We start from the raw sequence: 11,932 nt of genomic DNA, 5'->3' as shown, positions 1-11,932 counted from the left end.
CGATACACTTGTCAAAGAGCAAAAGGCCAACGTCCAGAGGCGAACCGACACCCCCTGGCAAGGCCAGGAGCTGAGCGAGAGACGCCGTGGAAGAAAGAGCCAGGGACAGCAAGCCGCCCGCTTCCTTGTTAGAAGCGGCGACCGCGTCCCGATGAGCAGGGGTATAGGCCATGCCGATTCGGGCGTCAACCGAAAAAATGCGGGCTTCTGAAAAACCCGACGGACGCGTCTCCAGGCATCCTCGCCCCTGTCTAATGTGTCTAGGCGCCCTCCCCTCCTCCTGCCGGACACCGATGGTGGCGGCCGCATGGAGCAGCCTCGCTCCTGTCCTGAGAGGCTGGCCCATAAGTGCGGCCGACCCACCACCCTCGTCCTGAGGCGCCCACGAAGTGGGCCTCGAAGGGCGCTCCAGAGATCGCCAGACGGCTGTGGCAGCGTCCTGCGTGCTTCGAGGCCCTGCTTTCGCAGGGCACCTCAGCATGAGGGGGACAGGAGCATCCCCTTTCGGGTCAGGCTCTGACGGGCCTGCCCCGTCCGGACCGATGCTCACCCGCCCCGCCCTATTGCCGACATAGAGTCCGGCGACAGCCCCCTCCCCAGCCGCGTGCCCGGCGCGGCGTTGATTCCGCTGCGCCGGGCGGGCATGGTCGATCCCACCGGCGCCGTCACCGGTCCGCAACCGATTCCCGATGAAACCACGCCCCCTCCAAGCCGTGACTGACCCGGCCGCGCCCGCCGAGACGCGGTCGGCTCCCTCCGCGGCGACCCTCGACGTCGGCATCGAGCCGCCGCTCGACGTGTCCGGGGCGCTGGGCGAGGACGTGGACCGGCGCGGGGTGAACGTGCGCTGGCTCGGGGCCAGCATCCTCACCGCCCTGACCGGCGCCGCTCTCATCGGCGGCGCCATCTGGGTCGCCGTGGAGGGCGACACGCATTTCGCCGAGCTGCCGCAGACCACGGGGCCCTCGACGGCCCCCCTGGCGGCCCCGGGCCAAGCCCAGGCGCCCGCCCGCCGGGGCGACAAGCTCGTGCGCACCGAGATGGTGGTGACGGCCAAGCAGTCGTTCCGGGCTCCCGTGACATTGCGGGTCGCGGATCGCGAGGTGATCAAGGTCCGCCCCTTCGTGCGGATCGCCACGAACCTCTCGCTCACGAGCGGCGTCTACGCGACCAACATCCCGCCCTTCAATCCCCTGCGCCTCTTCGCCGAGGACAGCGGCGAGCGGGTCCCCGAGGCGCCTCCCGCCGATGTCAGCGACGCGGAGGTCTCCGTGGTCAAGCGCGACCTCGCGGCGGTCTCCATCGGCGCCGCCTCCCCGGCGCTCAGCGACGCGGATGTGGTGGCGCAGATCGAGGAGGAGCGGCGCATGGCGGCCCAGGCCGGCCGGCGCCCCGCGATCCCGATCCCCGCCCAGCTCATGCTGACGCGCACCCTCCAGCAGCCGGTGGCGCTGCCCGACGCCAACGCCCCCGCCCGGGGCATCGACGCGCCCTTCAGCTCCATCGAGGTGCGCGTGGTGCCCGAGAACGTGACCGACCTCGCCAAGGCGGATGCCCGCCTGAGCGGCGTCGAGGAGCGCGGGGCGGCCATGCGCCGGGGCGAGACCTTCGACGCGGTGCTCGCCGCGAACGGCGCGACGCCGGACCAGATCCGCGGCATCGTCAACGCCCTCGGCGGCCGGCCGCGGGTCGCGCAGCTGCCCGAGAACCAGCAGATGCGCATCCTCATCGCCCCCGGCCCCCGGGCCGGCGATCCGCGCCAGGTGATGCGCGTGATCCTGTTCGGGGAGCGCGGCGTCGAGGCGATCGCGGCGGCGAACGACCGGGGCGCCTTCGTCTCCGTGACGCCGCTCGCCGACGATCCCTCGCCCGCCCGCGCGGCGCCGATGCGGCCCAAGCCCGAGAGCGAGGAGGACGAGGAGGAGGACGAGGGCGGCAGCGGCGCGCGGCTCTACGAGAGCCTCTACGAGACCGCCCTCAAGCACGACCTCCCCAAGCAGACGGTCGAGGACCTCGTCCGCATCTTCGGCTACGACGTCGATTTCCAGAAGCGCGTGGCGCCGGGCGACACGTTCGAGATCTTCTACACCCTCGACGAGGAGAGCGGATCGGACCGCATCGAGATGCTGTTCGCGGCTCTCTCCATCGGCGGCGAGACCCGGCGCGTCTACCGCTTCCAGTCCCCCGAGGACGGCTCCGTCGATTATTTCGACGACCAGGGCCGCTCGCTGAAGAAGTTCCTGCTCCGCAAGCCCATCGCCGAGGGCATCCTGCGCTCCGGGTTCGGCTACAGGCGCCACCCCATCCTCGGCTACAGCAAGATGCATACGGGCGTCGACTGGGCCAACAAGATCGGCACGCCGATCGTCTCGGCGGGCAACGGCACCGTGATCAAGGCGGAATGGGACTCAGGCTACGGCCGGCGCACCGAGGTGCAGCACACCAACGGCTACGTCACGGCCTACAACCACCAGTCCCGGTTCGCGCCCGGCGTGAAGCCCGGCGCCCGGGTCCGCCAGGGCCAGGTCATCGGCTATGTGGGCAATACGGGCCTGTCGACGGGCCCGCACCTCCACTACGAGGTGATCGTCAACGGCCGCTTCGTCGACCCGATGAAGATCCGCGTGCCGCGCGGGCGCGAGCTCGACGGGCGGGCGCTGGCCGACTTCAAGCGCCAGCGCGAGACGGTCGACGGCCTCCTGACGCGGGCCGGCAGCAGCACCCGCGTCGCCCAGCGCGAGGGGCAATAGGCGCGGGCGCATGTGGGAGTCCGTCGGCGTCATCCTGCCGGCCTTCGGGCTGATCGCCATCGGCTTCGTCGCGGTGCGCACCCGGCTCGTCTCGGAACGGGCGGGCGAGGGCCTGTCGGAATTCGTCTACACGCTGGCGGTCCCCTGCCTCATCTTCCGGACGCTGGCGCGGGCCGAGGTGCCGGCGGTCCAGCCCTGGGGCTATTGGATCGCCTATTTCGCGGGGGTGGCCGTCGTCTGGGCGCTCGCCATGCTCGTCGCCGGGCGCCTCTTCGGGCTCGCGCCCGCCGAGCGGGTGCTGGCGGGCTTCTCGGCGGGGCAGTCCAACACCGTGCTCGTGGGCGTGCCGATCATCCTGCGGGCCTATGGCGAGGAGGGCGCGGTGCCGCTCTTCCTGCTCATCGCGGTGCACCTGCCGATCATGGTGGCGGCGGCCTCGCTCCTCATCGAGGGGCGTGACGCCTCGCTCATCGGCATCGTCCGGCGGCTCCTCGTCAACCCGATCATTGTCGCGATCCTGCTCGGCTCGGCGGCGCGCCCGCTCGGCGCCTTCATCCCGGAGCCCGCCTGGCGCATCGCGGAGCTCATCGGCAGCGCCGCGGTCCCCTGCGCTTTGTTCGCCATGGGGGCGGCGCTCCACCGCTACGGGCTGACAGCGGGGCTGCCCCTGCCGACCATCGTCTCGGGGCTGAAGCTCGTGCTGCATCCCCTCATCGTCTATTGGCTCGCGACGCGGGTCTTCACGATGCCCCCGGCCTGGACCGGGGTCGCGGTCCTGTTCGCGGCCTGCCCCACCGGCGTGAACGCCTACCTCCTGGCCGAGCGCTACCGGCAGGGCGTGGCGCTGACATCGAGCGCCGTGTCGCTCTCCACCATGCTCGCCATGGGGACAATCTTCGTCTGGCTGCAGGTGCTCGGGAAGTAGAGCCGCCTCACGGCGGAGCGAAGCCGAGGCGGGCCCGCACGGCGTCCGGCGTGACGCCCTCGGCGCGCAGCTCCGCCAGCGGGCGGGAGCCGAGGCTTTTCGCGAGCTTTCGCCCCGCCTCGTCGGGGACGAGGCCGTGGTGGTGGTAGAGCGGCGTCGGGAGGCCGAGGAGCCGCTGGAGGAGGACGTGCAGGTCGGTCGCGGCCTCGAGGTCCCCTCCCCGCACCACGTGCGTGATCCCTTGCGCGGCGTCGTCGTGCACCACGGAGAGATGGTAGCTCGTCGGGATCTCCTTGCGGGCGAGCACCACGTCGCCCCAGCGCGCGGGATCGGCCGGGACGGTCTCCTGGCGCAGCGCCTCGTCGAAGCGGCGATAAGAGAAGGGGCCCGGCGCCGCCGCCAGCGCCGCGGGGCTCGACAGGCGCCAGGCATGCGGCTCGCCGGCCGCGATCCGCCGCGCGGCCTCGCCGGGCGCGAGGGCCCGGCAGGTTCCGGGATAGAGGGGGCTGCCGTCCGGATCGCGGGGCCAGCGCTCACCCGTCGCGTGCTCATGCGCCGCCGCCGCCTCGGCGATGCCGCGGCGCGTGCAGAAGCAGGGATAGACGAGGCCGCGGGCTCTCAGCCCGTCGAGCACGGCCCGGTACGCGCCGAAGTGCCCGGATTGGCGCCGCACCGGCCTCTCCCATGTGAGGCCCAGCCAGGCGAGGTCGCTTTCCGCGGCCGCGATGTAGTCGGGGAGGCAGCGGGTCACGTCGATGTCCTCGATGCGCAGGAGGAGGCGGCCGCCGAGGGCGCGGGCGAAGCGCTCGTTGAGCAGCGCCGAATAGGCGTGCCCGAGGTGGAGGCGCCCGTTGGGGCTCGGGGCGAAGCGGAAGACGGGTTGCGTCATGGGAGCGGCCGGGTGAAGCCTGCGCCAGGGAGGCGCCATGGCGACACGGCTCGATTCGCAGGAACGGCTCGACGATGCAATCCGCGAGCTGTCCCGGGCCGACCCCGTGATGGCGCGGATCGTGGCCGCCGGCGCGCGTCCTCGCGTGCGGCACCGGCCGCCGGGCTTCGAGGGCCTCGCCTGGATCGTCACGGGGCAGCAGGTCTCGACGGCGAGCGCCGCCGCGATCTGGGGCCGGGTGCGGGCGGGCCTGGGCGCGGTCGAAGCCGGGTCGGTTCAGGCCGCCTCGGACGAAGCCCTGAAGGCCTTCGGCCTCTCGACCCCGAAGATCCGCACCCTGCGGGCGCTCGCCGACGCCGTCGCGAGCGGCGCCCTCGATCTCGACGCGCTGGCCGATCTGCCAGCGGAAGCCGTCCATGCGGCGCTCGTCTCGGTCAAGGGCATCGGCCCCTGGACGGCCGACGTCTATCTCCTCTTCTGCCTCGGGCACGCCGACGCCTTCCCGGCCGGGGACCTCGCCCTTCAGGAGGCGGCGCGGATCGCGTACGATCTCGAGGCGCGGCCCTCGCGGGAGGCCCTGGAGGCGCTGGCGGTCCGGTGGCGCCCCTGGCGCGGGGCGGCGGCGCACGCGCTGTGGGCTCTCTACGCCCGGGCGAAGGCGCGGGAGGGCGCGCCCGCGTCCTGACCCGCGGAACCGGCTCGCGGCAGGAGCCTTTCTATGGGTTCATCGCGCTTGGGAGGCTTCATGGCCGCACGGATCGACGGTCCCCGCTTGAACCCCCGGTCGGGGCAGGCCAAGCAGCTCGTGGTCATCCTCCACGGCTACGGCGCCGACGGCAACGATCTCATCGAGCTTGGCCGGCAATGGCAGGCGCTGCTGCCGGACGCCGCCTTCGTGGCGCCCAACGCGCCCGAGCTCATGCCCGGCGCCCCCATGGGCCGGCAATGGTTCTCGCTCACCTTCCGGGATCCGCACGAGCGCTGGCGGGGCGTGAACCATGCCGGGCCGGGGCTCGACGCCTTTCTCGACGCCGAGCTCGAGCGGTACGGCCTGCCCCCGTCGCGGCTCGCCCTCGTGGGGTTCAGCCAGGGTGCCATGATGGCCCTGCATGTGGGCCTGCGCCGCCCTCAGGCGGTTGCGGGGATCGTGGCCCTATCGGGGCTTCTCGTGCTGGAGGAGGGCCGCGGGCCCGAAAGCCTGAAGGAGGGCGTGCGCGCCAAGCCGCCGGTCCTCCTCGTCCACGGCGATCAGGACGACGTGATACCGATCGACGCCCTGTTCCTGTCGATGGACGCCCTCGCGGCCGCCGAGGTGCCGTGCCAGTGGCATCTCTCGATGGGGGTGGGGCACGGGATCGATCCCGGCGCCCTCACCCATGGCGGCCTCTTTCTGACGCAGGCCTTCGGGCTTCCCTTCCCGGCGGGCCGGTAGGGAGACGCGTGCCCGTCAATAGGCGCCCTGCGTCCCGCCCGCTTTCTGGCTCACCGCCTTGAGCGCGGCCGCGGCGCCGGCGCGCAGCATCGCGCTGTCGGAGCCGAGGGCGATGAGGTCGAAGCCCTTGGCGGCGAGCTGCGCGCCGCGCTCGCCCGAGGCCGCGTAGACGCCGATGAAGCGCCCGGCCGCGCGGGCGCGGGCGATCACATGGTCCATCGCGGCCTCGACCTCGCGGCTCGCGGGATCGAGGGAAGCGCCGCCCGACAGGGCGATGGAGAGATCGGAGGGGCCGACGAAGATCGCGTCGATGCCGTCAACGGCCAGGATGTCGTCGACGATGGCGAGGGCCTCGCGGGTCTCGATCATCGCGAAGGTGACGGAGAAGCCGTTCGCCTGGGCGAAATAGTCCTTCGGCGCGAGACCCGAGAGCGCGAGCGCCCCGTGCGGCCCCCAGGACCGCTCGCCCAAAGGCGGGAACTTGGTATAGGCGGCGAGGCGGCGGGCGTCCTCGACCGTGTTGATCATCGGCGCGATGATCGCCGCCGCGCCCGCGTCGAGGAGGCGCGAGGCGGTGGCGAACTCGCCGACGGGCACCCGCACCACGGCGGGTTTGCCGGCCGCGCCCACGAGCGGGATCGCCCGCACGGTGGCCGCGAAGTCGATGGCGCCGTGCTGCATGTCGATCGTCACCGCGTCGAAGCCCTCGCGGGCGAGCAGGCCCGGCACGGCGGGATCGGGCAGGCCGCACCAGGCCGTGAAGAGCGGGCCGGATGTCAGGCGGTCGGAGAGCTGGATTAGGGGCGACATGGCTCGACCTCGTGGACGCGGCCTCTCGGGCGGCAGCGGCTCAATGACGGGAGGACCGTTCGGATCCGGGCGGATGACGAAAAAGGCGGCTCCGGCCGAGCGGAACCGCCTCGGGGTTCAGGGAGCCGGGGCCCTCATGTGCCGGCTCGGAAGCCGCCGGTTCTCCCAGGTCGCAACCTCGTCCTGAGGTGCCCTGCGAAGCGGGGCCTCGAAGGGCGCTCCAGGGATCTCCCTCCGGCTCACAGACGTGCTGCGTGCTTCGAGGCTCGCCGCTGGCTCGCACCTCAGCATGAGGGGGAGGAAGACCGGCATTCCCGGCGTGCCTCTCAGGTGCCCGCCTGGATGGCGGCGATGGCCTTGGCCATGAGGTCGTGCATGGCCTGGCGGACCTGCGTCTCGGCATTCGCGACGCCCGCCGCATCGAGATCGCCGCGCACCTTGCGCACGACGTCCTCGTCGCCCGCCTCCTCGAAATCGGCCATGACCACCGACTTGGCATAGGCGTCCGCGTCGGCGCCCGTCTTGCCGAGCTTCTCGGCGGCCCAGAGGCCGAGCAGCTTGTTGCGGCGCGCGGTGGCCTTGAAGCGCAGCTCCTCGTCGTGAGCGAACTTGTTCTCGAAGGCGTCCTTGCGATTGTCGAAGGTGGTCATCGGTCCGTCCCTTGTTTCTGGTCCCACGGGTTGCCCCCGATATAGAGCGCGGCGGTGCGCCGCGCCAGACCGTGACGGGAGGGGTCGGGCCGCCCGCGACGCGTCAATGCGTCAGCCGCGTCTGGAGGATCTGGTTCACGATGGCCTGGAACACGCCCGTGAGCTGGTCGGCGCGGGTGACAGGATAATAGAGCTCGGCGACGCCGTCGGCGCGGCGATAGACGCTCTTCGGGTCGGTGACGCGGGTGGCGCATCTGCGCAGGAGGTCGTCGCTGCCCTCGATTACCTTGATCGTGTACACCGTCACGCCGTTCGATTTGACGACGTTGCAGGCGCTGATGGTGCGCGTATCGAATGCGCGGTCACCCTCCTTGCCCTTCTCCTCGTTGCAGCTGGCGCCGAATGAATCGCGCGTATTCTCCCCGTCGGTGAGAAGGATCATGATCTTCTCGACGTTGGAGGTGCCGAAGGGGGCGGCCTGGGTGAAGGGCTCGCTGCGCGACAGCGTCTCCAGGCCCCACATGGCGCCGAGCGTGATGTTGGTGCAGCCCCGCGGCTGCATCGACGCGATGGTCGAGCGGATCGGGGTGCCGGCGCCCAGCGCCGTGGTGAGCGGCTGGATGGCCGGCAGGTTAGGGGTCTCCTCGTTGCGCACCATCGGGTAGAGCGTCTGCGCCCAGAGGCGGTCGGGCGCATCCGCCTTCACGTTCATGTCCACGGTGCGGGCCGCGCCCTTTCCGTCGCAGGTCATGCGGTCGCGATCGGTCACGTAGCCGGTCCAGGCATCGCGGGCGGTCTTGTCCGGGTCGGCGCCGGTCGCGGGCAGGAGGCTCGCCTTGGCGTTCACGCGCCCGCAGGGCGAGGCGAGATCGGCCTCCTTGAGGGGCCGCAGCCAGGCGCCGTTGCGCGTCGCGGGGTCGAGGCGCACCTGCGTGTCGAAGGGCACCACCGAGACGCTCACCCGGTCGCCGCCCGCGCCGGCGGCATTCAGGGTGTCGAGGAGCGCGTTCGCCGCCTTCTTGAGCTCCGGCATCTTGTTGGCCCGGGACATCGAGCCCGTGTTGTCGAGGACGAGGGCGAGCTCGATCGTGCGGTTGCTCCAGGCGGCCTGGGCCTGACCGGCCATACCCATGGAGCGGAAGCCCATGGCGGCCATGATCGTGGTCGGGACGCTGCCCGTCGCCGTCACGCGCACCGTCTCGGCGGTCTTCGTCACCGTGACGCCCTCGATGACGCCGCCGGTCTTGGGCCGGAAGAGGTTTCGCACGATGGTGTCGCCGCGGGCACCGAGCTCGGCCGCGGAGAGGCGGGGAGCGTCCCGCACCAGGGCCAGGGCCGCGCCGTCGAGCGCCTTCTGGAGATCGGCCTGCGCGTTCGAGACCCGGGAGTAGTCCAGGGCCGCCCCCGCGGCGCCGAGGATCGGGAGCAGGGCGATGCTGAAAATCACGGCGGTGGCGCCCCGATCATCCTTTTTGAAACGTTTCAGCATCGTCGTGCCCCGTTGCGTCGCATTTGAACGAATTGTTGAGCTCAAATTGCGAGGGCCGTGCCAGGGCCGGCCGTGCCGTTTCGGGACAGGCCGGGCGATGCGGCGAAACGGATCGGAAAGGTTGCCGGATCGTGACGGGCGATCCCCTGCCCCGGGGCCCCGGGCGTTGCCTACCGGGCCCTCAGGGTCTATGGCCCTGGGCCGATCCCAGGGAGCCGCGAGAGCGATGATCCGCAACGATGTGCCCATCACCCCGGAGCTCGTGCGCGAGCATGGCCTGAAGGATGACGAGTACGCCCGCTTCAAGGCGCTCATCGGCCGCGAGCCGACGCTCACCGAGCTCGGCATCGTCTCGGCGATGTGGAACGAGCACTGCTCCTACAAGTCCTCGCGCCTGCACCTGAAGACGCTGCCGACCAAGGCGCCGTGGGTGATCCAGGGCCCGGGCGAGAACGCGGGCGTCATCGACATCGGCGACGGCCAGGCCTGCGTCTTCAAGATGGAGAGCCACAACCACCCGAGCTTCATCGAGCCCTACCAGGGCGCAGCGACGGGGGTGGGCGGCATCCTGCGCGACGTGTTCACCATGGGGGCGCGCCCCATCGCGGCGCTCAACGCGCTGAGCTTCGGCTCGCCCGACCATCCCCGCACCCGGCATCTGGTGTCCGGCGTGGTGGCGGGCGTCGGCGGCTACGGCAATTCCTTCGGCGTGCCGACGGTGGGCGGCTCGGTGCGCTTCCACGAGCGCTACAACGGCAACATCCTCGTCAACGCCATGGCGGTGGGCCTCGCGAAGACCGACGAGATCTTCTACGCCGCCGCCACGGGCGTCGGGAACCCGATCGTTTACCTGGGCTCCAAGACCGGCCGCGACGGCATCCACGGCGCGACCATGGCCTCCGCCGAGTTCGACGACCGGTCGGAGGAGAAGCGCCCCACGGTGCAGGTCGGCGACCCCTTCGCCGAAAAGCTCCTCCTGGAGGCCTGCCTCGAGCTGATGAAGTCCGGCGCCGTCATCGCGATCCAGGACATGGGGGCCGCGGGCCTCACCTGCTCGGCGGTCGAGATGGGGGCGAAGGGAGACCTTGGCGTCGAGCTGTGGCTGGAGCGCGTGCCCTGCCGCGAGGAGGGCATGACGCCCTACGAGATGATGCTGTCGGAGAGCCAGGAGCGCATGCTCATGGTGCTCCGGCCCGGCATGGAGACCGAGGCCGAGGCCATCTTCCGCAAGTGGGGCCTCGATTTCGCGGTGATCGGCAAGACCACCGACACGCTCCGCTTCGTGGTGAAGCACCACGGCGAGACCATGGCCGATCTCCCCATCAAGGAGCTCGGCGACGAGGCGCCCCTCTACGACCGGCCCCACCTCGCCAACACCCACCAGCCCGTCCTCATGCCCGAGGCCGTCGAGCCGCCGATGTCGAACGCGGACGCGCTCCTGCGGCTCGTCGGCTCGCCCGACGGCTCCTCGAAGCGCTGGGTCTGGGAGCAGTACGACCACCTCATCCTCGGCAACACCGTGCAGGTGCCCGGCGGAGACGCGGCTTTGGTGCGCATCGAGGATGGCCCCAAGGGCCTGTGCCTCACCACCGACGTCACCCCGCGCTATTGCGAGGCCGATCCCGTGGAGGGCGGGAAGCAGGCGGTGGCGGAGGCCTGGCGCAACATCACGGCGGTGGGCGGCCGGCCGCTCGCCATCACGGACAACCTCAATTTCGGCAACCCCGAGCGGCCCGAGGTGATGGGCACCTTCGTGGGCTGCATCCGCGGCATCGGCGAGGCCTGCCGGGCCCTCGACTTCCCCGTCGTGTCGGGCAACGTCTCGCTCTACAACGAGACCAACGGCCGGGGCATCCTGCCCACCCCGAGCATCGGCGGCGTGGGCGTCATCGACGACGTGCGCCGGCATGCCAGCGTGCGCTTCAAGCGCGAGGGCGACGCGATCCTGCTCGTCGGCGACACCCGCGGCTGGCTCGGCCAGTCGCTGTACCTGCGCGAGGTGTGCGGCCGCGAGGAGGGCGCGCCCCCGCCCGTCGACCTCGACGCCGAGCGCCTCAATGGCGACTTCGTGCGCCGCCTCATTCAAGACGGCCAGGTCGACACGGTGCACGACTGCTCCGACGGCGGCCTCGCCGTCGCGCTCGCCGAGATGGCCATGGCGGGAGGCATCGGCGCCGGCATCGGCGAGGTCGAGCCCGGGATCCCGCTGCACGCCTTCCTCTTCGGCGAGGACCAGGCCCGCTACGTGCTCGCCGTCGAGCCCGACCGCGTCCCCGACCTCCTCTACGCGGCCTCCGCCGGCGGCATCCCCGTGGCCCTCCTTGGCGTCACGGGCGGCGGCTCCCTGCACCTGCCGGGCGAGCCCGCGATCCCGCTGGGGAGCTTGCGCGAGGCGCACGAGGGTTGGATGCCGAAATACATGGCGGGATAGCCCCCCTCTTCACCCATCCCGGCTGTTGCCGGTATGGGCAAGCGCTGAGCCCAAGTCGGCAACAGCCGACTTGGGTGGGAGAGGGATGCACGAAGTGCCACGGGTGAGGGGGTACCACCTGAAACCAGGGATCTCCCGCCCCGCCGATCCCACCCTCGACCCTCACCCTGAGGAGCCCGCGTCAGCGGGCGTCTCGAAGGGCGAGTCCAGAGATTTGGACGGAGGTGGCAGGCGTTCTCCAGTGCCCTCGGCGATCCCTGGAGCGTGCTTCGAGACGGCCCTGCCGGGCCTCCTCAGCATGAGGGGGGTGATTTGGAGCAACGGAGTGGGAGAACTCTGGACTCCCGTGGTACCCCCTCACCCCCGGCCCCTCCCCACCCATCCCGGCTGTTGCCGGGCTGGGCAGGTCGGTGCCCAGGTCGGGAACACCCGACCTGGGCGGGGAGGGGAGCGCGTCCGCCTTGTCATACCTAGAGACCTGATATATGTCCTACCTCGCATCACCCGTCGAGGGGCGCTGTCGCGAGGCGTCGTGCGGTGGGGTGGTGTGTGGTGC

At 71.3% G+C, this 11,932-nt stretch carries 10 protein-coding genes; 6 read left to right on the top strand and 4 right to left on the bottom strand.

The genetic code is table 11. The features are described 5' to 3' along the window. The 3 genes from F0L46_RS26620 to F0L46_RS23500 all read left to right on the top strand — a co-directional run. Positions 1-211 (top strand): hypothetical protein (locus tag F0L46_RS26620; protein WP_210247679.1); only part of this gene is annotated, 211 nt, incomplete at its 5' end. A gap of 478 nt (positions 212-689) precedes the next feature. After that, entirely contained in the window at positions 690-2,750 is a 2,061-nt protein-coding gene (locus tag F0L46_RS23505; RefSeq protein ID WP_149822058.1) for a M23 family metallopeptidase, read from the top strand. A gap of 10 nt (positions 2,751-2,760) precedes the next feature. Then, positions 2,761-3,675, top strand: coding sequence for an AEC family transporter (locus F0L46_RS23500; RefSeq protein ID WP_149822057.1), 915 nt, complete (start codon positions 2,761-2,763; stop codon positions 3,673-3,675). A 7-nt stretch (positions 3,676-3,682) separates the two neighbouring features. Here the strand turns inward: F0L46_RS23500 and gluQRS are convergent, their stop codons facing one another. Then, positions 3,683-4,564 carry a tRNA glutamyl-Q(34) synthetase GluQRS gene (gene gluQRS / locus F0L46_RS23495; RefSeq protein WP_149822056.1) on the bottom strand — a complete coding sequence of 294 codons (882 nt, stop codon included), beginning with the start codon at positions 4,562-4,564 and terminating at the stop codon, positions 3,683-3,685. Between the two features lie 37 nt (positions 4,565-4,601). Here gluQRS and F0L46_RS23490 point away from each other — a divergent pair, with 37 nt between their 5' ends. Both F0L46_RS23490 and F0L46_RS23485 read left to right on the top strand, forming a co-directional pair. Beyond that, on the top strand, positions 4,602-5,249 hold the full coding sequence (locus F0L46_RS23490; protein ID WP_149822055.1) for a DNA-3-methyladenine glycosylase family protein: 648 nt from the start codon (positions 4,602-4,604) through the stop codon (positions 5,247-5,249). Between the two features lie 60 nt (positions 5,250-5,309). Continuing rightward, positions 5,310-5,996, top strand: a complete 687-nt coding sequence (locus F0L46_RS23485; RefSeq protein ID WP_149822054.1) for an alpha/beta hydrolase — start codon at positions 5,310-5,312, stop codon at positions 5,994-5,996. A gap of 15 nt (positions 5,997-6,011) precedes the next feature. Here the strand turns inward: F0L46_RS23485 and F0L46_RS23480 are convergent, their stop codons facing one another. The 3 genes from F0L46_RS23480 to F0L46_RS23470 all read right to left on the bottom strand — a co-directional run bounded on the left by F0L46_RS23480 (position 6,012) and on the right by F0L46_RS23470 (position 8,945). Further along, positions 6,012-6,806, bottom strand: a complete 795-nt coding sequence (locus F0L46_RS23480) for an HpcH/HpaI aldolase family protein (RefSeq protein ID WP_149822053.1) — start codon at positions 6,804-6,806, stop codon at positions 6,012-6,014. Between the two features lie 326 nt (positions 6,807-7,132). Then, on the bottom strand, positions 7,133-7,456 hold the full coding sequence (locus F0L46_RS23475) for a DUF1476 domain-containing protein (protein WP_149822052.1): 324 nt from the start codon (positions 7,454-7,456) through the stop codon (positions 7,133-7,135). A 103-nt stretch (positions 7,457-7,559) separates the two neighbouring features. Next, on the bottom strand, positions 7,560-8,945 hold the full coding sequence (locus F0L46_RS23470) for a pilus assembly protein (RefSeq protein ID WP_188312111.1): 1,386 nt from the start codon (positions 8,943-8,945) through the stop codon (positions 7,560-7,562). A 226-nt stretch (positions 8,946-9,171) separates the two neighbouring features. Between F0L46_RS23470 and purL the strand changes: the two genes are divergently transcribed. Continuing rightward, positions 9,172-11,376 carry a phosphoribosylformylglycinamidine synthase subunit PurL gene (gene purL, locus F0L46_RS23465; protein ID WP_149822050.1) on the top strand — a complete coding sequence of 735 codons (2,205 nt, stop codon included), beginning with the start codon at positions 9,172-9,174 and terminating at the stop codon, positions 11,374-11,376. The last annotated feature ends 556 nt before the right edge of the window (positions 11,377-11,932 follow it).

Origin of the sequence: Salinarimonas soli (assembly GCF_008386575.1) — a bacterium.
Taxonomy (GTDB): domain Bacteria; phylum Pseudomonadota; class Alphaproteobacteria; order Rhizobiales; family Beijerinckiaceae; genus Salinarimonas_A; species Salinarimonas_A soli.
Note: the sequence above shows the minus strand (reverse complement) of the source record. Positions and strands in the feature narration are given on the sequence as shown.